General features: G+C 68.6%; 23 protein-coding genes. 12 read left to right on the top strand and 11 right to left on the bottom strand.

The genetic code is table 11. The features are described 5' to 3' along the window. Positions 1 to 81 precede the first annotated feature (81 nt). The 5 genes from ACWDTS_RS12885 to ACWDTS_RS12865 form a co-directional block, all read right to left on the bottom strand. The gene (locus tag ACWDTS_RS12885; protein WP_450118290.1) at positions 82 to 1,614 is read right to left on the bottom strand and encodes a long-chain-fatty-acid--CoA ligase; all 1,533 of its coding nucleotides are present in this window, start codon (positions 1,612 to 1,614) and stop codon (positions 82 to 84) included. Positions 1,615 to 1,663: 49 nt separating this feature from the next. Continuing rightward, a complete protein-coding gene (locus ACWDTS_RS12880) occupies positions 1,664 to 2,584 on the bottom strand; it encodes a cyclase family protein (RefSeq protein ID WP_231610023.1) in 921 nt (306 codons plus the stop codon). Between the two features lie 311 nt (positions 2,585 to 2,895). After that, positions 2,896 to 3,549: a TetR/AcrR family transcriptional regulator gene (locus ACWDTS_RS12875; RefSeq protein WP_231610022.1), complete on the bottom strand. Its 654-nt coding sequence runs from the start codon at positions 3,547 to 3,549 to the stop codon at positions 2,896 to 2,898. Between the two features lie 54 nt (positions 3,550 to 3,603). Then, positions 3,604 to 4,581 (bottom strand): alpha/beta hydrolase, encoded by a 978-nt coding sequence (locus tag ACWDTS_RS12870; protein ID WP_197250897.1) that lies wholly within the window; start codon positions 4,579 to 4,581, stop codon positions 3,604 to 3,606. Between the two features lie 56 nt (positions 4,582 to 4,637). Next, entirely contained in the window at positions 4,638 to 5,864 is a 1,227-nt protein-coding gene (locus tag ACWDTS_RS12865; RefSeq protein WP_197250896.1) for an acyl-CoA dehydrogenase family protein, read from the bottom strand. A 164-nt stretch (positions 5,865 to 6,028) separates the two neighbouring features. Here ACWDTS_RS12865 and ACWDTS_RS12860 point away from each other — a divergent pair, with 164 nt between their 5' ends. Next, on the top strand, positions 6,029 to 6,412 hold the full coding sequence (locus ACWDTS_RS12860; protein ID WP_197250895.1) for a DUF5313 family protein: 384 nt from the start codon (positions 6,029 to 6,031) through the stop codon (positions 6,410 to 6,412). On the opposite strand, the gene ACWDTS_RS12855 is transcribed toward ACWDTS_RS12860, so the two are convergent. Then, a complete protein-coding gene (locus ACWDTS_RS12855; protein ID WP_248675148.1) occupies positions 6,399 to 7,028 on the bottom strand; it encodes a TetR/AcrR family transcriptional regulator in 630 nt (209 codons plus the stop codon). The genes ACWDTS_RS12860 and ACWDTS_RS12855 overlap by 14 nt on opposite strands. Here ACWDTS_RS12855 and ACWDTS_RS12850 point away from each other — a divergent pair. The 6 genes from ACWDTS_RS12850 to ACWDTS_RS12825 all read left to right on the top strand — a co-directional run bounded on the left by ACWDTS_RS12850 (position 6,913) and on the right by ACWDTS_RS12825 (position 11,557). Further along, positions 6,913 to 7,176, top strand: coding sequence for a putative leader peptide (locus tag ACWDTS_RS12850; RefSeq protein ID WP_368862567.1), 264 nt, complete (start codon positions 6,913 to 6,915; stop codon positions 7,174 to 7,176). The genes ACWDTS_RS12855 and ACWDTS_RS12850 overlap by 116 nt on opposite strands. A gap of 102 nt (positions 7,177 to 7,278) precedes the next feature. Then, positions 7,279 to 7,794: a DUF4242 domain-containing protein gene (locus ACWDTS_RS12845; protein WP_197250893.1), complete on the top strand. Its 516-nt coding sequence runs from the start codon at positions 7,279 to 7,281 to the stop codon at positions 7,792 to 7,794. A 7-nt stretch (positions 7,795 to 7,801) separates the two neighbouring features. Continuing rightward, the gene (locus tag ACWDTS_RS12840) at positions 7,802 to 8,851 is read left to right on the top strand and encodes an acyl-CoA dehydrogenase family protein (protein WP_197250892.1); all 1,050 of its coding nucleotides are present in this window, start codon (positions 7,802 to 7,804) and stop codon (positions 8,849 to 8,851) included. Next, positions 8,827 to 9,573 carry an ABC transporter ATP-binding protein gene (locus ACWDTS_RS12835; RefSeq protein ID WP_197250891.1) on the top strand — a complete coding sequence of 249 codons (747 nt, stop codon included), beginning with the start codon at positions 8,827 to 8,829 and terminating at the stop codon, positions 9,571 to 9,573. The genes ACWDTS_RS12840 and ACWDTS_RS12835 overlap by 25 nt, the downstream gene beginning before the upstream one ends. Then, positions 9,570 to 10,736 (top strand): ABC transporter substrate-binding protein, encoded by a 1,167-nt coding sequence (locus tag ACWDTS_RS12830; RefSeq protein ID WP_450110921.1) that lies wholly within the window; start codon positions 9,570 to 9,572, stop codon positions 10,734 to 10,736. Before ACWDTS_RS12835 ends, ACWDTS_RS12830 begins: the two co-directional genes overlap by 4 nt. After that, complete coding sequence (locus ACWDTS_RS12825) at positions 10,733 to 11,557, top strand: ABC transporter permease (protein ID WP_197250889.1); 825 nt, start codon at positions 10,733 to 10,735, stop codon at positions 11,555 to 11,557. The genes ACWDTS_RS12830 and ACWDTS_RS12825 overlap by 4 nt, the downstream gene beginning before the upstream one ends. Before the next feature lie 42 nt (positions 11,558 to 11,599). Here the strand turns inward: ACWDTS_RS12825 and ACWDTS_RS12820 are convergent, their stop codons facing one another. Together ACWDTS_RS12820 and ACWDTS_RS12815 are read right to left on the bottom strand one after the other, a co-directional pair. Beyond that, positions 11,600 to 12,475 carry an alpha/beta fold hydrolase gene (locus ACWDTS_RS12820; protein ID WP_197250888.1) on the bottom strand — a complete coding sequence of 292 codons (876 nt, stop codon included), beginning with the start codon at positions 12,473 to 12,475 and terminating at the stop codon, positions 11,600 to 11,602. A 55-nt stretch (positions 12,476 to 12,530) separates the two neighbouring features. Beyond that, the gene (locus ACWDTS_RS12815; protein WP_450110920.1) at positions 12,531 to 13,109 is read right to left on the bottom strand and encodes a TetR/AcrR family transcriptional regulator; all 579 of its coding nucleotides are present in this window, start codon (positions 13,107 to 13,109) and stop codon (positions 12,531 to 12,533) included. A 71-nt stretch (positions 13,110 to 13,180) separates the two neighbouring features. On the opposite strand from ACWDTS_RS12815, the gene ACWDTS_RS12810 reads away from it, so the two are divergent. Continuing rightward, positions 13,181 to 13,756 carry a dihydrofolate reductase family protein gene (locus ACWDTS_RS12810; protein WP_450110932.1) on the top strand — a complete coding sequence of 192 codons (576 nt, stop codon included), beginning with the start codon at positions 13,181 to 13,183 and terminating at the stop codon, positions 13,754 to 13,756. 41 nt (positions 13,757 to 13,797) lie between these two features. On the opposite strand, the gene ACWDTS_RS12805 is transcribed toward ACWDTS_RS12810, so the two are convergent. Continuing rightward, positions 13,798 to 14,442: a TetR/AcrR family transcriptional regulator gene (locus ACWDTS_RS12805; protein ID WP_450110919.1), complete on the bottom strand. Its 645-nt coding sequence runs from the start codon at positions 14,440 to 14,442 to the stop codon at positions 13,798 to 13,800. Then, positions 14,439 to 16,247 (bottom strand): N-acyl-D-amino-acid deacylase family protein, encoded by a 1,809-nt coding sequence (locus tag ACWDTS_RS12800; protein ID WP_450118289.1) that lies wholly within the window; start codon positions 16,245 to 16,247, stop codon positions 14,439 to 14,441. The genes ACWDTS_RS12805 and ACWDTS_RS12800 overlap by 4 nt, the downstream gene beginning before the upstream one ends. Before the next feature lie 151 nt (positions 16,248 to 16,398). On the opposite strand from ACWDTS_RS12800, the gene ACWDTS_RS12795 reads away from it, so the two are divergent. From ACWDTS_RS12795 to ACWDTS_RS12780, 4 genes are read left to right on the top strand one after another with little or no spacing between them, the layout of a single operon-like run. Further along, a complete protein-coding gene (locus tag ACWDTS_RS12795) occupies positions 16,399 to 17,106 on the top strand; it encodes an energy-coupling factor ABC transporter permease (RefSeq protein WP_450110917.1) in 708 nt (235 codons plus the stop codon). Next, entirely contained in the window at positions 17,103 to 17,453 is a 351-nt protein-coding gene (locus tag ACWDTS_RS12790; protein WP_450118288.1) for a PDGLE domain-containing protein, read from the top strand. The genes ACWDTS_RS12795 and ACWDTS_RS12790 overlap by 4 nt, the downstream gene beginning before the upstream one ends. After that, entirely contained in the window at positions 17,450 to 18,214 is a 765-nt protein-coding gene (gene cbiQ, locus ACWDTS_RS12785) for a cobalt ECF transporter T component CbiQ (protein ID WP_248675163.1), read from the top strand. The genes ACWDTS_RS12790 and cbiQ overlap by 4 nt, the downstream gene beginning before the upstream one ends. After that, positions 18,211 to 18,960: an energy-coupling factor ABC transporter ATP-binding protein gene (locus ACWDTS_RS12780; protein WP_450118287.1), complete on the top strand. Its 750-nt coding sequence runs from the start codon at positions 18,211 to 18,213 to the stop codon at positions 18,958 to 18,960. The genes cbiQ and ACWDTS_RS12780 overlap by 4 nt, the downstream gene beginning before the upstream one ends. A 3-nt stretch (positions 18,961 to 18,963) precedes the next feature. On the opposite strand, the gene ACWDTS_RS12775 is transcribed toward ACWDTS_RS12780, so the two are convergent. Further along, positions 18,964 to 19,716 carry a DUF6390 family protein gene (locus ACWDTS_RS12775; protein ID WP_248675165.1) on the bottom strand — a complete coding sequence of 251 codons (753 nt, stop codon included), beginning with the start codon at positions 19,714 to 19,716 and terminating at the stop codon, positions 18,964 to 18,966.

The raw sequence follows: 19,716 nt of genomic DNA, 5'->3' as shown, positions 1-19,716 counted from the left end.
CCGGGGAGGGTGGGGAGGGAGTTTCTGTGCATGACGGGATCGGCGGCAGCGCGAAGCTGCCGCCGATCCGGTGGGGGCCGATCAGGCCGGGGAAGGTGCGAAGCGATCCCGTAGGTCGCGCTTGAGGATCTTGCCGGTCACGTTCTTGGGGAGTGTGTCGACGAACTCGACGCGGCGCGGCACCTGGAATCCGCCGAGATGCTCGCGGCAGGTCGCGATGATGTCGTCGGCGCTCGCGTCGGCTCCTTCGCGGAGAACTACGACGGCACAGACGATTTCGCCCCAGGTTTCGTTCGGAACGCCGATCGCGGCGGCTTCGGCGACGGCGGGGTGGCGGTAGAGGGCCTGCTCGACCGCGAGGGACGCCACGTTCTCGCCGCCGCTGATGATGAGGTCCTTCTTGCGGTCGACGATGTACACGAAGCCTTCGGCGTCCTGCCGCACCAGATCACCGGTGTGGAACCAGCCGTCGGTGAAGGCGGCCTCGGTTGCCTCGGGATCGTTCCAGTATCCCGACATGACCTGGTCCGCGCGCACGATCATCTCACCGATCTCGCCGCGGGGAACATCGTTCATCGCGTCGTCGACGATGCGGATGTCCGCCAGTCGCATCGGTTTTCCTGCGGCCGCCAGCAGTTCGGGCTCGCCGTTCGCGGCCCGGCGATGCGACGCCTCGTCGAAATGGAGGACGTTGCCGGCCAGCTCGGTCATGCCCATTCCCTGGTAGAAATCGCAGCCGAGCCGGTCCAGGCCTTCGCGGAGCACCGCTGCGGGGATGGCGGACGAGCCGTACCCGATCGCTTCGAGCGTGCCGAGATCGTGCTCGTCGAGCGCGGGATCCTGCAGCAGGAAGTTGATCATGGTGGGAGCGAGTCCGGTCTGCGTGACCTTCCACTCCTCGACCGTCCGGAGGAAGGTCGCGTTGTCGTAGGCACGCAGAATCCCGACCGTGTTGCCGTTCAGGTGGTTGAGCAGCGTCACGTAGCCGCCCACGTGACAGAGCGGGAAGCAGAACAGAAACACGGTACCCTCGGGCAGGTTCCAGTGGAGCGCCGACGACGTGATGCCGCTGAGCAGGTTCCGGTGGCTGATCGCCACGCCCTTGGGCATTCCCGTGGTGCCGCTGGTGTAGACCAGCCACGCGATGTCGTCCGGGGACGGCCGGGTCACCGGCGGCTCCGTCGATGCGTTGCGGACGAACGACTCCCAGGAGGTGTCCTCGTCGGAACCGTCGATGACGACGATCGTGTGGACGGAGGGGACGCGCTCCCGGACCGTTGCGGCGACCTCGGCGAATTCCTCGGAGACGACGAGCACCGACGCCCCGGAGTGCTCGACGAGCGCGACGATCTGTTCGGGATGGAGCCGGAAGTTGAGGATGGTCAGCGCCATTCCGGCCATCGGGACGCCGTAGTAGCAGTCGAAGTACTCGGTGCAGTTCGTCGAGAGGATCGCGACCCGGTCACCCGGATTCGCTACGGCAAGAAGTGCATTCGCGAGTCTCCGGGTTCGGTCGCGCAGTTCGCCGAAGTCGACCACGTCGTTCTCGAATCGGAGGGCGATCCGGTCGGGATGTTTGCGTGCGCCGTACTCGACGATGTCGCTGAGCAGCATGTCGGGGGTTCTCCTGAGGTCGAGGGGATTGTGCGAGCGACCGTGGCGCTCAGCGGATGGCGAGCGGATTGATCGGCGACCCGACGCCACGGGTGAACTGCAGGGGCGGTCCCGCGTAGAAGAAGTCGTAGACACCGTCGGCCGCGCATGCCGCGGCGAGTTCCTCGAAGTTGAGCATTTCGGCGAGCGTCATGCCCATGTCGCGGATGAGCACCATGTGCAGTTCGAACAACGCACCCGGGTTCTCCCCCGGCATGACCTCGACGGCCCAGTTGTCCGCGCCGACCACGGCGACGTCGCGGTCGCGGAGCCACTGCGCGCAGGCGAGCGACAGGCCGGGTTCCCCCGCCATGTACGACGCCGGGTCGCGCTCGGCGAGAAACTTTGCATGCCAACCGGTTCGGATGAGCAGGATGTCGCCCGGCCCGACCTCCACCTGCTGGGATCGGGCGACCGCGTCGAGTTCGTCCGGTCCGATCGCGGTTCCCGCCTCCAGCCAGTCGACGCCGCGGTGGCGGGCGATGTCGAGGAGGACGCCGCGGCCGGCGATACCCTTGGACTGCGTATGGATGCCGCACTTGTCGGCGCCCTTGACGGTGATGCCGGTGCCGGGATGACCGTTGTAGATCTGCTCGTCGTACTGGACGTGCGAGAGCGCGTCGTACTGCGATCCGGCCTGCAGCGGCATGAACACGTAGTCGTCGGCCCACTTGAATCCGCCGGGCAGGACCTGCTCCTGGCCGTTCTCGGACATGAGGCGGATCGGGTTGATGCGGGCGCCGCCGGGCTGAGGCCCGTCGCCGTCGAGGGGGATCCCCAGCTCGAAGATCTCACCCGTGCGAATCAGCTTTGCCGCCGCGACCAGGCGTTCCGGGGTGATGAGGTTCGTCGTACCGCGCTCGTCGTCGGAGCCCCACCGCCCCCAGTTGCGCACCTTCTCGCCGAGTTCACGCATCGCAGGAACGGGCATGGTCTTCCTCCAGGGGTCTGTTCGTGACGTGACAGTCATGTCAACTTCATTGATTCCGATTGTGAGCGACAACACTCGAAGTGTCAATAGGCCGCCGTTCCGGGAGTGCGCCCGGCGACCGCATCCTCGGTAGTCCCCTGGCCAGGTGGCACGAATCCGACTGTTGTGCAGCAGATTCGGAAACCATCCGCTCGGGGTGGCGGGATCCCCTGCAAGACTGCTCGACCCACCACACCGAACCGGCCCCGCCCCGATCCATCTCGGGGGCGGGGCCGGCGACGGCGTTCCCGGCGGGGGCGGACGCGGTGTGATCAGTCCGATGTCAGCAGCGCGGTAACCATCCGCGTCATCACCGACGTCGCCTCGTGAATCGACAGTCGCGACACGTCACGCAGCGACACCCAGGTCGGCCAGGTGACGGCGATGCCCAGCGCCTGCAGCACCTCTCCGCGGCGGGGGACATCGCCTCCGGCGAGTTCACGGGCGAACAACGCCTCGATCTCCGAACTCACGCCACGCAGGTACCGCACCCGGTTGCGCTGCAGTTCGCGGGAGAACGGCGCCCGGAGCTCCGACGACCGGGCGAAGGGGGCGACGAATTCCAGAACCCGGGCACGCTGCCGACAATACGTCTCGATCCGTTCCTCCAGCGACAGGTCCGCGTCGATCGGCTCGATCATCGTGTTCTGGCGACGCAGCACCTCGGCTCCCGTCGCTGCGAACAGGGTCTCGAGGTCGTTGAAATTCCCCCACAGCGATCGCAGCGACACCCCGGCCCGGTCCGCGATCTGCGCCCCCGTCGGCGAGAGTTCACCCGCGCCGATCAGGGAGATGTGCGCCTCGACGATCGCGCGGCGGGTCCGCTCGGCCCGTGCCTGGCGCCCGTCCACGGCGGGCGGCGCGTCGTCCTGCCTGGCGGCACCGTCGACCGGTGCTCCGATTTCGCGCGCCGGAATCACGCGCACGGGCGGCGTACTTCCACTGACAACCCCCATCGAATCCCCCCAAAAGTCTTCGTTCTAGTCGGTCTCGAGCACCGCAGTACGCGCAGTGGCGCGAATGATCGAATCACACAAGGACGCGGTTGCGCGACGGGTTACCGCTGCTCCGCGAACCAGAGAAAATCCGTGGAAAGTGCCGGGCCAGAGGTGCAGTTCCACGCGCACGCCGGCCTGCAGAAGGCGCTGGGCGTATTCGAGCCCTTCGTCGCGCAGCGGATCGAGTTCGTTGACGGTGATGTAGGTGGCCGGCAGTCCCGACAGATCCTGTTGCCGCGCCGGCACCGCCTCCCCGGTCGGCGGCTGCTCGCCCAGATAGTGACGCCAGCTCAGCGCTGCCTTGGTGTTGTCCCACACGGGCGTGTCGGTGCCGCTGCGCATCGAGGCGGTCTGGAGCCGGTCGTCGAGTTCGGGCTCGAGCAGAACCTGCAGCGCGATCGGCGGGCCGTCGAGGTCCCGGGCGCGCAGAGCGACGCTGGCGGCCAGGCCGGCGCCCGCGGAATCGCCGACCAGGACGATCCGGTCCGGGTCGATGTCGAGATGCGTTGCACTCGAAGCGATCCAGGTCAGGGCGGCGTAGCAGTCGTCGACCGCGGCCGGGTACGGATGCTCGGGGGCGAGCCGGTAGTCGACGGAGACGACGACTGCCCCGGTGCGCCGCGCGATCACCGAGTTCAGTGCGTCGCTCTGCGCGGCCGAGCCGAGCACGAAGCCGCCGCCGTGGATTTCGAGCACGACCGCCCGGGATCCGAAGTTCCCGTCCGGACAGGCGTCCGGCACGAACAACCGGACCGGAATCTCCGGACCACCGGGCGCACCGGGGACCAGCCACTCCTCGACGGCGACGCCCGAGGTGTCCGCGGGACCGAGCCCGGACATCAACTCGTCGAAGGTGCGGCGAGCCTCCTCCAGATTCTCGAGGCGCAGGTCGGGTAGCTGCGCCAGGGCCGCGGCGAGATCGGGATCGACCGTCGCCGCGAACGGCATAATCTCACTCATGCCGGATGACACTAACCGATTCGGCAGTCGCAGTGCAGATTTTCTCCGGGGCAGAACTATTCGGCGAGCAGGCCCTTCGCGATGTGGGTCACCTGGATCTCGTTGCTTCCCGCGTAGATCATCAACGACTTGGCATCGCGCGCGAGCTGCTCGACGCGGTACTCGGCCATGTAGCCGTTGCCCCCGAACAACTGCACCGCTTCCATCGCCACCTCGGTCGCGGCACGCGAGGAGTACAGCTTCATCGCCGACGCCTCCGACAGGCTCACCGGCTTGCCGGCCGCGGCGCGTTCGATCGCGCTGAACACCATGTTCTGCACGTTGATGCGCGCGACCTCCATCTCGGCCAGCTTGAGCTGGATGAGCTGGAACTGCGCGATCTCCCTGCCCCACAGCTTCCGGGACTTGGCGTACGCGGTGCACAGCTTCAGGCACTGCTCGATGATGCCGAGCGAGAGATAGGCGATGCCGATCCGTTCGGCCGCGAACGATTCCTTCGCGCTGTCCTTGCCGTCGCTCTTGCCGCCCTCCTCGGTTTCACCGAGCAGCCGGTCGCGGGTGATGCGGACGTTGTCGAAGAACAGTTCGCCGGTGGGCGAGGAGTTCATGCCCATCTTCTTGAACGGGGCGCTCTGCGTCAGCCCCTCCATGCCCTTGTCGAGCACGAACGCGAGGACCTTGCGATCCCGCCGATCGACGGTCGCGTCCCCCTCGTCGAGCTTCGCGTAGACGATGATGACGTCGGCGTAGGGGCCGTTGGTGATGAACGTCTTCTGGCCGTTGAGGATGTAGTCCTCGCCGTCGCGGCGCACGGTCGACTTCATCCCGCCGAATGCGTCGGAGCCGGAGTCCGGTTCGGTGATCGCCCACGCGCCGACCTTCTCCATGGTGACCAGTTCCGGCAGCCAGCGCTTCTTCTGGGCGAGGGTGCCGCGGCTGCGGATGGTGCCGGCGGTCAGGCCGAGGCTCACGCCCATCGACGCGACGAGACCGAGGCTGACACCGGCGATCTCGATGTTGAGCAGCGCCGCCATTCCGGGCGAGCCGCCCATCCCGCCGGACTTGGCGGGCGCGCTCTCCCCTGCTTCCTCGCGGGCCAGGGCTTTCGCCAGCGATTCCCGGGCCATCTCGTCGATACCGAACGCCGCGAACATCTTGCGGATGATGTCGTACGGCGGCAGCGCACCGCTCTCGAGTTCATCGACGTGGGGGCGGATTTCCTTCTCGATGAAGCCGCGAAGAGCGTCGCGGAACATGAGGTCGGTGTCGGACCACTCGTACATGGTCGCAATATAGAACAGGTTCCTGGGGCCGTACAGGACTCGTCCCACTCCCGCCTTCCCCGCGATCGGAGAGATTTGGACCGCACGATTAGTTAGTGCGCTACTTATATGTGTACGCTCGATCTCGACCGATCGTGACGACACACGAGGAAGCGAAACGGCACATGCGCACTCGCCCCGGCCCCGTCCAGTGGACCGCCTACGCCTTCGGACGCCCCCTACCCGCCTCGATGCGCGAATGGGTCCGCAACGACCTGGTCGGCGACCACGCCGTCCTGCGCCACATGATCCGCAGCCAGGTCCCGTTCCTCCCGGTCTACGCGGCCTTCCTACTGCTCCCCGGGCCGATCTGGCTCCGCCTGAGCACGGCGGGACTCGGCATGATGCTGTCGCTGTTCTTCTCCGTCGCCTACATGGCCCACAACCGCACGCGCCGGCTCGAGAAGAACGGACTGCCGGGCGACCTCGAGAACGACCGGGTCAAGCAGCGGCGCGCGGCCGAGCACGCCGCCTACGAGAAGTGGCGCAGCACTCTCACCCCGCAGTAGCGGGGGCGGCACCAGTAGCGGGGGCAGCACCGACCAACTCCGCGACCATCTCGCGCCCCAGTCGCAGCGGCGCGTCGCTGTGCTCGAGCTTCGACCCGGCGAGCGCGCCGTCGTAGATCAATCGGATCCGCAGGGCGAGGGCATCCGGTTCGGTGACGCCGGCCGCCGTGAGGAGCTCGACCAGCGTGCGCCGCAGCCACTCCCGGTGCGCGACCACCGGCGGAAACGATTCCTCCGGGAATTCCGTTGCGGCATTGGAGTATTGACATCCTCGAAAACCCTTCGAGGGCGCCGACGCGAGTGCCAGGTCGAAGAAGGTGAGGATCTTGACGATCGGATCCTGCACACCGGCGACCGCACCTTCCCACCGGGCACGGTCCCGGCCGTCGAGCCGATCCAGATAGGCGAGCACCAGCGCGTCCTTCGATCCGTAGGACGAGTACAGGCTGGCGCGTGCGACCCCCGATTCGGCGAGGATGCGGTCGATGCCGACGGCCCGGATGCCGTGTTCCGAGAAGAGCGCCGTCGCCGTCTCCAGGAGTCTTTCGGCAGGACCGGGCTTGCCGGTGCGGGTGTTCCGGCCGGTGTTCGACTCGGTGTGGGTGGAGACTGTCACGCCGTCGAGCCTAACCGACCCTCGCAATAGACAGATCGGTCTGTCTACATGTACGGTGAGCTTCGTGACCCACCGCCAGCTGACCCGCCGCCTGCACGTGGACCTCGTGCGCGTGGCCGGCGCCGCGTGTTGTCACATTCACCGCTGACCGGCGAAGCCCCGCCCGTTCTCGGGCCCTGACGCACGTCGACCGTGCCCGGGTGCCGGCGCAGCGACACACCCCATCCCCGTTTCACCGGAAGGTGCCCTCATGTCCCTGTACCTGTACGAACTCGTGCCCGCAGACGGCCAGGCCGACGCCGCGATCAAGGCGTTCGACGCCGAGGTCGCCGCGGCCGGCGGCGAACTCATCGAATCGCAGGTCACCACCGGTGGCGCCCGCGTCTTCGCGATCGCCGAGTTCGACGCCTGCCGCGCAGCCCAGCTCGAAGCCGCCCAGCTCGACGTCGCGGAGATCGTGGGCCCCAACGAAGTTCGTCTGGTCGGCGCGGATCTCGACGAAATCAAGGCAGCGCGTCCCGAGGCCGGCTATCTCGTCGAGTGGGACATCCCGGACACGATCGACATGGACACCTACCTGGCCCGCAAGAAGGCCAACTCCCCCAAGTACGCGAACGTTCCCGAGGTGAGCTTCCTGCGTACCTACGTCCGCGAGGACATGGACAAGTGCTTGTGCTTCTACAACGCTCCGGACGAAGCCGCGGTCGTTCGCGCCCGCGAGGCCGTCAGCACTCCGATCGACCGCATCCACTCGCTCGAAGGGTAGGAACCCGATGACCGCGGCCATGGAACGAACCGACGAGCAACAGCGCCGGGCGATCGCAGAATTCGTGCGCGATCGCGCTGCCGCGCTGGATCGCGGGGAAACCGACACCCGGATCGATCTCGCCCGGATCGGCGAATCAGGTCTTCTCACCGGCGGACTCGACGGCGGCGAACTACGGGACATGGTCGCGGTCATCGAGGACGTCGCAGCCGAATCTCTCGCGGTCGGCTTCTCCCTGTGGGCACAGCGCATGGCCCTCGAGTACATCGACCGCGCACCGGCGACGCTGCGCGGGAAGTTCCGCGACGACCTGGGCGCAGGCCGGCGGGTCGGCGTCACCGCCATGGCTGCGGCAATGAAACATCTTGCCGGCCTGGGTGATCTCACGCTCGCTGCGGAACGTACCGACGACGGTCTGGTGGTGTCCGGTCCGATCCACTGGGCATCCAACGTATTCGACGATGCGCTCATCGTCTTCCCGGCGCGCACCGCCGACGGCAGCGGAGTCGTCGCCGCGGTCCGCGCGGACAGCCCCGGCATCCGCATCGATCCGCGACCGGACCTGCTCGCCCTCGGCGCGACCGCATCGACCTCCCTGACGTTCGACCGGGTGCACGTTCCGCACGACCAGATCGTCACCGACGAGCTCCGCTCGTTCTGCGGCGCCGTCCGCCCCACCTTCCTACTGTTGCAGACCTCCTTCTGCGTCGGGATCTCTCGCACCGCGCTCGACGAATCCTGTTCTCGTACCACCGGACTCGGCGCACTGTTCGTCGACGAGTACCACGCGCTGCGGGACCGCTTCGACAACCTCCGCGACCGCCTCTACGAGTACGCCGGCGCTCCGGCGTCCGTGGCCCCGGCCGATCTGCTGCGGCTGCGCCTCGACGGTTCCTTCGTCGCGGTCGAGGCGACGCGGCTCGAGTCGACGTTGCGCGGCGGCGCCGGCTACGCGTCCGCGAGCGCAACCAATCGCCGCTTCCGCGAAGCGGCCTTCCTGCCCATTCAATCGCCGTCGGAAGGACAGCTTCGGTGGGAACTCTCGCAGTACGAGTAGTACAGGGCTACAAGAGTTTTCCCGGCCGGACCGAACCCGTTCTCGACGGGGTCGACCTCGACATCGACACCGGCGAGTTCCTGGTGGTGCTCGGCAGCAGCGGTAGCGGCAAGTCCACGTTGCTGCGCATCGTCGCCGGTCTCGACCGTCTCGACCGAGGCGCGGTCACCTGGCCCGAATCCGACGACGCGGCCCGCCCGCACACCGGTGTGGTGTTCCAGCAGCCGCTCCTGATGCCGTGGCTCACCGTTCGCGAGAACGTCGCATTCGGTGGACGTTTCGCCGCCCATCGCGACCGTTTCGACCCCGCGTACGCCGACGAACTGCTCGACACGTTCGGTCTCGCGGGTCTCGCCGGCTACTACCCGGACCAGCTCTCCGGCGGTCAGGCACAACGGGTCGCGGTGGTCCGGGCCGTCGCGGTGCGGCCGCGGCTGCTGCTGCTCGACGAGCCGTTCAGCGCGCTCGACCCGGCGATCCGCGCGGATCTGCAGGACTGGCTGAGCGGGCTCGCCCGCGACCTGGGCTTCACCACGGTGCTGGTCACCCACGACATCGACGAGGCGCTGAGTCTCGCCGATCGCATCGCCCTGCTGGGGTCCGGCGGCCGGGTGCAACAGCAGTGGCACCTGGACCATGACGGAATCACCGAATCCGAACGGCAGCGGCTGCGCACCGAGATCCTCGCCCGCTACCGCGACACCGCGCTCGAAATCGCATGAGCACGACGATCGGTCGACGGACGCTGCTGCGCGGCGCCGTCGGTCTCGCCGCCGCGGGTGGCGTCGCAGGCCTTCTCGACCTGGGCCGGGCCGCGAGCACGGACCGTACGAACACCAGCGGCCGACTGCGCATCGGCTACCTGCCGATCACCGACGCCGCTCCCCTGCTCGTGGCACATCACGCCGGGCTGTTCGCCCCGGGCGTCGTCGACGACGTCCGCCCCGTGCTGTTCCGCAGCTGGGCCTCGCTCGCGGAAGCGTTCGTCACCCGCCAGGTCGACGTGGTCCATCTGCTCATGCCCATGGCGTTGCAGCTGCGGTATTCGCTGGGTAGCGCGGTGCGGGTCCTGGGCTGGAACCACACCAACGGGTCCGCGCTCACCGTCGCCCCGCACATCACCGAACTGGGGCAGCTCGCGGGCCGACAGGTGGCGATCCCGTTCTGGTGGTCCATCCACAACATCACGGTCCAGCAGATGCTGCGCGCCCACGGCCTGCGCCCGGTGATCCGGCAGTCCGCGTCGCGCTCGGCCGGCACCGTGGAGCTGGTGGTGATGAGCCCGTCCGACATGATTCCGGCGCTCGCGAACGGCTCGATCGCCGCGTTCACCGTCGCGGACCCGTTCAACGCCGCCGCCGACCTGCGCGGCATCGGCCGCATTCATCGGTTCCTCGGCGACGTGTGGCGCGAGCACGCGTGCTGCGCGCTGCTCGTGCACGAGGACCTCATCGAACGCAATCCGACGGTGGTGCAGCAGGTCTCGGATTCCCTTGTGACCGCGCAGCTGCGGATCGGCACCGACCGCCGCGCCGCCGCGGAAGCCCTGACCGCCGGCTATCTGCCGCAGCCACTGCCCGCGGTGACCCGCGCGCTCACCTACCCCGAGCCGCCGGGAACCATCCGGCACCCGCAGTGGCATCCTCAGCGGATCGGCTATCAGCCGTTCCCGTTCCCGAGCTTCACCGAGGCGCTGGCGCTGGCCATGCACGCCACGGTCGTCGACGGCGACACCCGTTTCCTGTCGCGTCTCGATCCCGCGACCGTGCACGCCGACCTGGTCGACGACCGCTTCGTGCGGACCTCCCTGGTCCGGGTGGACGGCACCGCCGCGTTCGGTCTGCCCGCAGATCTCACCCGTATCGAGGAGGTCGATCCATCGTGAGCACCACCGCGCTCGCTTCCCGTGCCCCCGTCAGTCCGCGTCGGGACGCGTGGTGGCCCCCGTTCGCCGCGATCGCCGTCGCCGTGTTCGTGTGGTGGCTGCTCACCACCGTGGTCGCCGGATCCGATTCGCTGGTCCGGGAATTCGCACCGCAGCACGTGGTGCCCGCTCTCGGGGATCTGATCTCCCGCGGGGTGCTGCTGCCGGATATCGCGGCGAGCATGTGGCGGCTGCTGGTGGGGCTGCTGATCGCCGCGGTGGTCGGGATCCCGCTCGGGCTGCTCATCGGACTGAACCCGGTCGTCGAGCGGGCGTCGATGCCGGTGGTGCAGTTCCTGCGGATGATCTCACCGCTGTCGTGGGCTCCGATCGCGGTGGCGCTGTTCGGAATCGGACACCAACCGGTGTTCTTCCTGATCGCCGCTGCGGCGGTGTGGCCGATCGTCATCAATACCGCCGCCGGCGTCCACGGCATCGATCCGGGACATCTGCTCGTCGCCCGGTCGTTCGGCGCCACCCGCCTCGAACAGCTGAGATCGGTGGTGCTGCCCGCGATCCGCGGACAGGTGCAGACCGGTCTGCGCGTCGCCCTCGGCATCGCGTGGGTGGTGCTCGTTCCCGCCGAGATGCTCGGCGTCCGATCCGGACTCGGCTACCAGATCCTCAACGCCCGCGATCAGCTCGCCTACGACCAGGTGATGGCCGTGATCGTCGTGATCGGTGCGCTCGGCTTCTGCCTGGACTGGGCGGCCCGTCACGTGCTGCGCGAGCGCCGGCGACCGGTCCCGGTCGAGGACGGCGACTCCCCCAGGTCGCTCTGATCGACCTTCCCCGGGTTCTCACGCGGCGGGGCGGGGTTCCGGCTATCGCTTCCAGGCGGCGAGCACGGTGCGCACCGCCGTGACGACGGACAGCGGCTGGTCGAACATCGGATGGTGACCGGCCGCGGGCAGTACGGTCATCACCGCGTCGGGACCGAACAGCTCCCGCAACTGGGCGTACAGGGCGTCGTCGACGATGCCGTGCTCGCTGCGGAAGTACACGACCGGGCAACGCGGGGTCATCTCCTCGAGACTGCTCCGCGTCTCCCGACCGATCCGCATGGCGTCGAACTTCCAGGTGTACCCGCCGTCGACGGGCTTCAGCGAGCCGCGGGCGATGTGATCGAACACGTACGGCTCGGCATGCTCCTGCGGCGGAACGAGACGGAAGCGCGCGACCGCATCCTCGACGGTCGGGTACACCTTCGGTGGACCCGCCGGCCGCGCCGCCTTCATGCGCATCTCGAGTTCCTCGGGGGTGAGATCGCGGATCGGCGAGTCGAGGATGACGACACCGGCGAGACGCTCCCCCATCCGGTGCGACGCCGCGAACGACACGATGCCGCCCATGCTGTGCCCGACCAGGACGGGCGGTCCGACGATCCCGCCGGCTTCCGCGGCGGCGAGCACCTCGTCCGTCCAGGTTTCGAGACCGTAGTGGTCGCGGTGGTCGCTGTCGCCGTGTCCGCTCAGGTCCAGCGCGACGACGCGCCGGGACTCGGCGAGCTGCGGCCCGATGTGGTCCCACCAGCCCGAATGGGCCATACCGCCGTGGACGAGGACGATGCCGGCCTGCCCCGGATCACCCCACGCTCGGTAGAAGATCGTCGCGCCCGACACCGTGCATTTGCCCGTTTCCACGGGAGCAGCGAGGGCGTCGACGAACCACTGGGGAGCAGCACCGTTCTCATTGCTCATCACTCGAACTTAAGCGAAGTGTGACGTCCACCAACATCCGGGCCGTCTTTCCGCCTCACGCGTCAGCGGGAATTGCGCGCTCGACGGCGGTCCGCACCAGCTCGGCGGCGCGCTTCTCGTCGAAGATTCCCGGAAGCGTGAGGCGCTCCAGGATCAGCCAGTTCAAGGCGAGGTACAGCAGCACGACGGCGTCCTCGCCTCCGGGCAATCCGGACTCCCGGTAGTTGGCCACGTTGAAGTCGAGATCGGCTCGCACCCGCTCGGTGAGCAGGGCCTGCAGTTCGGGTCGCCGTGTCGCCTCGAGCCGGAGTTCGAGGACGGCGAGATATCCGCTTCGGAAGCCGCTGACCCGTTCGACCACTTCGGTCATCAAGTCGATCATGGACTCGCGGGTCTGTCTCTGCCGCGACTGCGCTACGACGTCCTCCCCGGGAATCAGCCGCTCGTAGTAGCGGTGTCCCACCTGGACGAGCAGCTCGTCGCGATTGGAGAAGTAGTTCGAGGCGGTTCCCGCCGGCACTCCCGCTTCCTTGTCCACCGCGCGGAACGTCAGCCCGCGTGCCCCGTCTCGGGCGAGCACCTCGATCGATGCGTCCAGCAGGGCCTGGCGACGCTCGGGATTCGCGCGAACCACTTGACACCACTCCATCCGTAGTACTACGTTCAAACCACTTCAATCATAGTACTACGGACGAGGTGGTTTCTGTGCGAAAGCTCGTCTACTACGTGGCCGTCTCCCTCGACGGCTACATCGCCGGTCCCAACGGCGAATTCGATTTCTATCCGATGTGCGACGACATGTCGTCCTGGATCGGCGAGACGTATCCGGAATCGATCCCGACCCACGTTCGCGAACTCGTGGGCATGCCGACCGATACGCCGAACCGGACATGGGACACCGTGGTGATGGGTCGCGGCGCCTACGAACCGGCACTCGCAGAGGGGGTGGTCAGCCCGTACGACCACCTGAAGCAGTACGTCTTCTCGCGCACTCTCGCACCGGTGGACCATCCACGAGTCGATATCGTCGACACCGATCCGGTGGAACTGATTCGGAAGCTGAAAGCGCAAGAGGGCCTCGACATCTGGCTCTGCGGCGGCAGCAATCTCGCCGGGCAGCTCATCGGCGAGATCGATCGGCTGATATTCAAAAGTTTTCCCGTCCTCGCGGGAGCCGGTCTCCCGGCACTGTCCGGGTCCTTCGCGCCGACGCAGTTCACGGCCACCCGGCGCCGGGAGTTCGGCAACGGCGCGCAGGTGACGTGGTTCGACCGAGCCTGAATCAGGGCATTCCCAGGCTCTCGGAAACCGTTGGCACGCAGTCAGTTCCCTGGATCGTGGTCGACGTCCCGGCGCGACGCGCCTCCGGTCAGAGCGCGCGCGATCTGCTGGAGCCGCAGATCCTCCTGTTCCGGTTGCGGATGCACGACCGCGGACATCGCCTCTCCGTCGAGCATGTGCACGATCGAGAACACGATCGTGGTGAACACCTGCGGGTCGAATCGGGCGGCAACCGGCAGCGCGGCAGCGAATTCCGCGATCTCGGCGTGGTAGCGCGCGGCCAGCGGTTCGAGCCGTTCGCGCAGCGCCGCATCGGTGCGGGCCGCGCCGAGTAGTTCGTACCAGGCCGCGTTGATCGGGGCACGGCACGCGGCGCGCACCAATTGCAGACTCGCGAGGACCGATTCGTAGCTCCGGTCGATCACGCCGAGCCGCGCGAGGCCCTCCCGGTACTTCTCGAACTGCCGTTTGCGCACCTCGTCGGCGGCCGCGACCATCAGGTCCAGCCGGGTCGGGAAGTGCCGGAAGACCCCACCGGAGGACACCCCGGACCGGCTGCACACCTCGGCGATGGTGGTCGCGGTGTAGCCGACCTCGCCCAGCGCGGCGACCGTCGCGTCCAGGATGCGCCCGATCGTCGCTTCCCGGCGTTCCTGCTGGGTGCGTGGACGGGAAGTCGAGGTCATCCGACCTCGACGCGCTCGGGGACGGCCCCGCGCGCCGGGGCGGGCCCGCGTTCGGTGACGCCGGCGCGCAGGAAACGGCCGGTGCCGACGGTGGTGCCGTAGCCGGGGACGAATTCGCCGTCGCGGAAGACGACCCGTCCGGCGACGACCGTCGCGGTGACGGCGGCGTCGTTGCGGTTCACCATCCGGCGCAGGCCACCGAACTCGGGCATGGGTTCCTCGTGGTAGCGCTCGGTCGCCTCGTCGAGACCGGCGGGATCGACGACGACGAGATCGGCGCGGTCGCCGACGCGCAGGTGCCCGGCGTCGATTCCGTAGAAGTCGCCGAGTTCCCCGGTGAGTTTGTGGACGGCCGCCTCGAGGGGCATCACCGGCTTGCCGCGTTCGGCGAAGTCGTGGATGCGGCGCAGCATGCGGATCCCGTAGTTGTAGAACGCCATGTTGCGCAGGTGCGCACCGGCATCGGAGAACCCGACCGTGACGCCCGGGGTGGTGATCAGGCGGTTCAGCACCTCGGGCCGGTCGTTGGCGATGACGGTGTGCCAGCGGAATTCCCGGCCGTGTTCGACGACGAGATCGAGGAACACGTCGACCGGATGCAGCTTTCGTTCGCGCGCGACGTCGCCGATCGAGCGGCCCACGAGGGACTCGTCGGGGCAGGCCACGATGTCGGTGTCGTCGAAGTCGCGGTGCCACACCCGCGGGGAGAACTTCTTCTCGAAGTCCTGCCGGAACCACCGGCGGTAGGCCTCGTCGCGCAGCAGGTCGTTGCGACCCATCTCCTCCCTGAGATGCAGTGCGGCGCGGCCGGATCCGAATTCCTCGAAGACGACGAGGTCGATTCCGTCCGAGTGCACCTCGAAGGTGGTGGGCAGGTGCTGCCAGCGGAATGCGCCGCGTCCGAACTTGTTGGCGGCCTTCGCGATCGGACCGAAGATGCGGTGCACCCACCGTTCTGCCTTGGTGTCCGCGGCGGCGAGGACCGAGGCCTTCATGGGGCGACGGCCGATGCCGGTGCTCGCGAGCGCGAAGAACGCCACGTCGTACTTGGTGTTGAGGTTGGGCACGGCCTGCAGCACCCGGCCACGACGGCGCAGGATCCGGTGCAGCCTGCGGAATTCCGACCACGACGCGTGGGTGGACGGCAGCGTCCGGGAGCGGTAGCGGTCCCCGTCGATCTTGTCCCACGGGTTCGTCATGGTGGAAACCCCGAGGAAACCCGCGTCGAGCGCTTTGCCGACGGCGGTGTCGATGGCGACGAGTTCTTCGCGGGTGGGCTTGTTGACCGAGTCGGTGGAGCGCCCCAGTCCCATCACGGCGGCGCGCACGTCCGAATGGCCGATGAACGCGGCGACGTTCGGTCCGAGAGGCAGCGCGTCGATCGCCGCGATGTACTCCTTGGGCGACGTCCAGTTCTTCGCGGTCTCGAGCGCGCTGAGCACGTGATCGCGGGGCAGCGCCTCGACGCGGCTGAACAGGTCGGCGGCGTCGACCGGCGGCACGAACACCGTCGACAGCGAGCAGTTGCCCATGAGGACGGTCGTGACGCCGTGCCGCACCGATTCGGACAGGCCCGGCGCGACGAGCACCTCGGCGTCGTAGTGGGTGTGCGCATCGATGAATCCGGGCATCACCCACCGGCCGCGCGCATCGACGACCTCGGTGTCCGGGCCGGCGGTCAGCGGTTCGACGCTCTCCGTCACCACGACTCCACCGCGGATGCCGAGGTCACGGACGACGCCGGGCGTGCCGGTGCCGTCGAACCACAGGCCGCCGCGCACGATCACGTCGAACGGTTCACTCATGAGTCCCCTCCTCCTCGAGTTCGCTCACGATAGCCAGAAAAGAGGTCGCCCACTCTCTAAATCCCGAAAATGGGATTCGGCCGACGGAACCGCCCCGACGGGCCACGCCGATACCTGAGCACCTGTTCATATGAGAAGTTATGATTCGATGATGGATGTCGTAGCAATGCACATGAGCGACGGCCTCATCAACGCCCCGACGTCCCTCCTGTTCGGTGCCGTGGCGGTCGCCGGACTCGCGATCGCGCTGTGGCGGGCACGGACCGAACTCGACGAGCGGACCGCTCCCATGGCGGGTTTGGTGGCCGCGTTCGCGTTCGCCCTGCAGATGGTGAACTTCCCGATCCTTCCCGGCGTGAGCGGACACGTCCTCGGTGGCGCGCTCGCCGCGATCCTCGTCGGCCCGTACACCGGCGCGCTGTGCCTCGCGATCGTGCTGATCGTCCAGGCCCTGTTGTTCGCGGACGGTGGCCTGAGCGCCCTCGGCGCGAACATCACCAACATGGCGCTGATCGGCGTCGCGACCGGCTACGGCATCGCGGTCGCGCTGCGGTCCCTCCTCCGCGGACGCACCCGTGGTCGGGGCCTGGCGGTCGTGTCGTTCACAGCGGCACTGGCCGCCGTGGTCGCGGCGTCCGCCGGATTCCTGCTCGAGTACGCGATCGGCGGCGCCTCCACCACCTCGCTCGGGACCGTGGCCGCCTACCTGCTCGGCACCCACGTATTGGTCGGCGCCGGGGAGGGAATCGTCACCGCCGCGACGGTGGCCGCGGTCGCCAGGGCCCGGCCCGATCTGGTGTATCTCCTGCGCACCGCACCCCGACCCGCACCCGCACCCGCGTCGGACGTGACGGCATGAGCCGGCGCCGGGTACTGCTCACCCTCGCCGCGGTCGCCCTGCTGATCGCCGGGGCGCTCTCCTACCTCGCCAGTTCCAGCCCCGACGGCCTCGACTCGACGACCCTGCGCGGGTGCGAGGTCGTCGAGGTCGACGGGACCGAACGCGTGACCGGCGAGTGCATGGCAACCACCGCCACCGATCACAGGCTGTCCGGCAGCCCGCTGGCCGACTACGCGGTCGGCGGCCGGGAGTTCTCGACCGGGCTCGCGGGCATCGCCGGCGTGGTCGTCGTCGCGGTCGCCGCCGGCGGCCTGTTCCGATTCCTCGGTCGCCGCCGCGCACCCGGGGAATCGGCGAAACCGTGAGCGGCGAGACCGCGGCGACGCGGCTCCACCTGCCGGGCACCTCGCCGGTGCACCGGCTGCCCGCGGAGGTGAAGATCGTCGCGGCGGTGACGTTCGTGTTCGTCGTCGTCGCCACCCCACGCGAGGCGATGTGGGCGTTCGGTGCGTACCTGGCGGTGCTCGCCGCCGTGTGGACGGTCGCGGGGATCCGGCTCTCGTGGCTGGCTCCGCGGATGCTCATCGAACTTCCGTTCGTGGTGCTGGCGGTGCTGCTGCCGTTCGCCGAGGCCGGTGAACGTGTCGTGGTGGCCGGGGTTTCGCTGTCGGTTCCCGGCCTGTATGCCGCGTGGGGGATCCTCGCCAAGGGGACCCTCGGCGTGCTCGTGTCGCTGACCCTCGCCGCCACCACGGCGGTGCGGGAGCTACCGGGAGCCCTTGCACGCCTTCACGTACCGGGATCGATCACCACCATCGTCGTGCTGATGATCCGGTACGCGGACCTGCTCGCCGACGAGGCGCACCGGATGCACATCGCACGGCTGTCCCGCGGCGACGACCCGCGCACGCTGCGTCGGATCGGTGCGACCGCGCGCGGGATCGGGGGCCTGTTCCTGCGTGCCTACGAGCGCGGCGAACGGGTGCACCTGGCCATGCTCTCGCGTGGATTCACGGGTACCGTCCCGGCTTTCGGTGAGCCCGCACGTCCCGCGGACTGGATCTCGGCACTGGCGCCGACCGCAGGTGCCGTGCTCGTGTGCGCGACGGCGTGGGTCACGACGTGACCGGCACACCCGCGGTCCACCTGGCCGGCGTCGGCTACTCCTATCCCGACGGCCGGCGTGCCCTGCACGGCATCGACCTGACCGTCGCGGCGGGCGAGCGCGTCGCGGTGCTCGGCCCCAACGGGGCGGGCAAGACGACGCTCATGCTTCATCTCAACGGCGTGCTCACCCCCACCGAGGGAACGGTCACGATCGGCGGGCGGACGATCGGCCGCGACACCCTCCGCGACGTGCGGCGCGCCGTCGGCCTGGTGTTCCAGGATCCCGACGACCAGCTGTTCATGCCCACCGTCGCCCAGGACGTCGCGTTCGGCCCGGCGAATTTCGGGGTCCGCCCGCCGGAGCTCGACGAGCGGGTCCGGGAGGCTCTCGCCGCGGTCGACATGACCGAGCACGCGGACCGCGACACCGCGCACCTGTCGGGCGGGCAGCGGCGGCGTGTCGCCCTGGCGACCGTGCTGTCCTGCAGGCCCGAGGTTCTGGTGCTCGACGAACCGTCCGCAAATCTCGATCCGGTGGCCCGTCGCGAACTCGCGGAGGTCCTCACCCGGCTCGACGCGACGCTGCTGCTGGTCACGCACGACCTTCCGTATGCCGCGCAATTGTGTACCCGCGCGGTGATTCTGGACGGCGGCCGGCTCGTCGCGGACGGACCGATCGACGAGATCCTCACCGACGACACGCTGCTCGCGGCGCACCGGCTCGAACTGCCGTGGGGCTTCTCCGTGCCGCAGCGCCGCGGCTGAGCATCATGCGGCGAGCCGGCGGTTGGTGTGCCCGAGCTGCCGGACGGTCCACGACTCCAGCCGGTCGGTCTCCTCCGCAGTGAGCCTGTCGCACACGAAATCCCAGTGCAGCGCCACCCGGTCCCCCACGCGCAGGTCGGGCACGAACACGCCGGAGTCGGTCCGCCGGCCGACGCGCCGAGCCGTCTCGGCTCCGAGAGTCAGCCGGCCACCGCCGAATTCGAGTCGCCGTACGTTCACGAGGGCGTCGTCGTCGGACACCTCCAGCACGGTCCCCCACCCGATCCGGCACGAATCGAGGATCCGGAGCGGCTCGGGCATCCCGGTTCCCAGCAGCCGCGACCACGGATACACCCCGAACACGTGGAACGCGTGGGTCGCGGTCACCTCGGGCAGCAGGTCCTCCGTCAGGTGCGACCAGTAGTGACCGGCTCGCGCGCCGAACCGGCTCAGCAGTTCACCACCGAACCGCTCCGTGTCAATGCGATCGGTGAGGACGTTTCCGGTCCAATAGGACCGCACCACCCGCTCGTCGAGCGGATCGGCGATCCCGCACTGTTCGGCGATCAGTTGCTGATACGGCCAGGCCCCGCTGAACTGCCGGGCCGCGGCGGCCACCACCGCCGGATCCCCGCCACCGCAGGCAGCAGTCTCGAGCGCGGCGGCACTCGCCGGGCCGCAGTAACCGAGTTCGTTGGGCGCGTGCGCATACCGCGCGAACAACCGATATCCCTGGGCCACCGCGCTTTCCGCCAC

It is taken from the genome of Rhodococcus sp. NPDC003383 (assembly GCF_053589115.1).
Note: the sequence above shows the minus strand (reverse complement) of the source record. Positions and strands in the feature narration are given on the sequence as shown.

Bases quoted from the DNA above. Each gene is read 5' to 3' on its own strand.
- ACWDTS_RS12885 (WP_450118290.1), bottom strand. From the start codon at position 1,614: ATGCTGCTCAGCGACATCGTCGAGTACGGCGCACGCAAACATCCCGAC.
- ACWDTS_RS12880 (WP_231610023.1), bottom strand. From the start codon at position 2,584: ATGCCCGTTCCTGCGATGCGTGAACTCGGCGAGAAGGTGCGCAACTGG.
- ACWDTS_RS12870 (WP_197250897.1), bottom strand. From the start codon at position 4,581: ATGAGTGAGATTATGCCGTTCGCGGCGACGGTCGATCCCGATCTCGCC.
- ACWDTS_RS12865 (WP_197250896.1), bottom strand. From the start codon at position 5,864: ATGTACGAGTGGTCCGACACCGACCTCATGTTCCGCGACGCTCTTCGC.
- ACWDTS_RS12860 (WP_197250895.1), top strand. From the start codon at position 6,029: ATGCGCACTCGCCCCGGCCCCGTCCAGTGGACCGCCTACGCCTTCGGA.
- ACWDTS_RS12850 (WP_368862567.1), top strand. From the start codon at position 6,913: ATGCCGTGTTCCGAGAAGAGCGCCGTCGCCGTCTCCAGGAGTCTTTCG.
- ACWDTS_RS12845 (WP_197250893.1), top strand. From the start codon at position 7,279: ATGTCCCTGTACCTGTACGAACTCGTGCCCGCAGACGGCCAGGCCGAC.
- ACWDTS_RS12840 (WP_197250892.1), top strand. From the start codon at position 7,802: ATGACCGCGGCCATGGAACGAACCGACGAGCAACAGCGCCGGGCGATC.
- ACWDTS_RS12830 (WP_450110921.1), top strand. From the start codon at position 9,570: ATGAGCACGACGATCGGTCGACGGACGCTGCTGCGCGGCGCCGTCGGT.
- ACWDTS_RS12820 (WP_197250888.1), bottom strand. From the start codon at position 12,475: ATGAGCAATGAGAACGGTGCTGCTCCCCAGTGGTTCGTCGACGCCCTC.
- ACWDTS_RS12805 (WP_450110919.1), bottom strand. From the start codon at position 14,442: ATGACCTCGACTTCCCGTCCACGCACCCAGCAGGAACGCCGGGAAGCG.
- ACWDTS_RS12800 (WP_450118289.1), bottom strand. From the start codon at position 16,247: ATGAGTGAACCGTTCGACGTGATCGTGCGCGGCGGCCTGTGGTTCGAC.
- ACWDTS_RS12795 (WP_450110917.1), top strand. From the start codon at position 16,399: ATGGATGTCGTAGCAATGCACATGAGCGACGGCCTCATCAACGCCCCG.
- ACWDTS_RS12790 (WP_450118288.1), top strand. From the start codon at position 17,103: ATGAGCCGGCGCCGGGTACTGCTCACCCTCGCCGCGGTCGCCCTGCTG.